The 1,629-nt window shown below is 72.2% G+C and carries 2 protein-coding genes; both read right to left on the bottom strand.

Features of this window, described 5'->3' with window-relative positions; translation table 11 throughout:
• Nucleotides 1-98 precede the first annotated feature (98 nt).
• Nucleotides 99-1,061 carry an electron transfer flavoprotein subunit alpha/FixB family protein gene (locus ACFQ6N_RS40685; protein ID WP_380659179.1) on the bottom strand — a complete coding sequence of 321 codons (963 nt, stop codon included), beginning with the start codon at nt 1,059-1,061 and terminating at the stop codon, nt 99-101.
• A 62-nt stretch (nt 1,062-1,123) separates the two neighbouring features.
• The coding region (locus tag ACFQ6N_RS40680) for an electron transfer flavoprotein subunit beta/FixA family protein (RefSeq protein ID WP_380659178.1) at nt 1,124-1,629 on the bottom strand (506 nt) is incomplete at its 5' end.

The following is a 1,629-nucleotide window of genomic DNA, read 5'->3' as shown; positions in this document are numbered from 1 at the left end:
CCAAACCGGGGCCGCCGGGGGGCCCGCCGGGGCCGGGGGGTGGGGGGGGGGGGGCCCCCGGGGTGCCGGGCCCCCCCCCCTCCGGACCTTCCGGGGGATCAGGCCTTGCGGGCCTTCACCTCGGCGGTGAGCTGCGGCAGCACCTCGAAGAGGTCACCGACCACGCCGTAGTCGACCAGCTCGAAGATCGGGGCCTCCGGGTCCTTGTTGACGGCCACGATGGTCTTCGAGGTCTGCATACCGGCCCGGTGCTGGATGGCGCCCGAGATGCCGTTGGCCACGTACAGCTGGGGGGAGACCTGCTTGCCGGTCTGGCCGACCTGGCTGCTGTGCGGGTACCAGCCCGCGTCGACCGCGGCACGCGAGGCACCCACGGCCGCACCCAACGCGTCCGCCAGCTCCTCGACCACGCCGAAGCCCTCCGCCGCACCCACACCACGGCCACCCGAGACCACGATCGCGGCCTCCGTCAGCTCCGGACGACCACTGGACACCCGCGGCGTACGCGAGGTCACCCGCGCCGCGTTGCCGGTGAACTCCACCGCCACCCGCTCCACCGCACCCGCCGCCGCCACGGCCTCCGGCGCCACCGAGTTCGGCTTCACCGTGATCACCGGCGCGCCCTTGGTGACCTTCGACTTCACCTGGAACGACGCCGCGAACACCGACTGCGTCGCCACCGGACCGCCGTCACCCGCCTCCAGGTCCACCGCGTCCGTGATGATGCCCGACCCCAGCCGCAGCGCCACCCGCGCCGCGACCTCCTTGCCCTCACCCGACGACGTCACCAGCACCGCCGCCACACCGTTCGCCTTGGCGATCTGCGCCAGGGCATCCACCTTCGGGACCACCAGCAGGTCCGCGAACTCCGCACCGTCCGCGACATACACCTTCGCCGCACCGTACTCGCCGGCCTTCGCCGCGATACCGGCCGCCGCCTCACCCGCGCCCAACACCACCGCCGACGGCTCACCGATACGGCGGGCCAGGGTCAGCAGCTCCAGGGCCGGCTTGCGCACCGCACCGTCCGCGTGGTCCACCAGGACGAGAATCTCAGCCATTGCTCAATGTCTCCGTGTTTCGCAGGGTCAAGAGGTCGAGGAATCGGGAATGCGGGGCCGGCTCAGATGAACTTCCGGCCGGACAGGAACCCGGCGAGCTGCCTGCCGCCCTCGCCCTCGTCCTTGACGACCGTGCCCGCGGTCCGCGCCGGACGCGCCGCCACCGACTCCACCGCCGTCCACGAACCCGCCAGACCGACCTCGTCCGCGTCGATCCCCAGATCGTCCAGGTCGAACGACTGGACCGGCTTCTTCTTCGCCGCCATGATCCCCTTGAACGACGGGTACCGCGCCTCACCCGACTGGTCCGTCACCGACACCACCGCCGGCAGCGCCGCCTCCACCAGCTCCGTCGCCGCGTCACCGTCACGACGGCCCCGGACCACACCGCCCTCGACCGACACCTCCGACAACAGCGTCACCTGCGGCACACCCAGCCGCTCCGCCAGCAGCGCCGGCAGCACACCCATCGTGCCGTCCGTCGACGCCATCCCACCGATCACCAGATCGAAACCGGTCTTCTCCAGCGCCGCCGCCAGCACCGCCGACGTCCCCACCACGTCCGAAC

It is taken from the genome of Kitasatospora sp. NPDC056446, assembly GCF_042796115.1.
Lineage (GTDB): Bacteria > Actinomycetota > Actinomycetes > Streptomycetales > Streptomycetaceae > Kitasatospora.
Note: the sequence above shows the minus strand (reverse complement) of the source record. Positions and strands in the feature narration are given on the sequence as shown.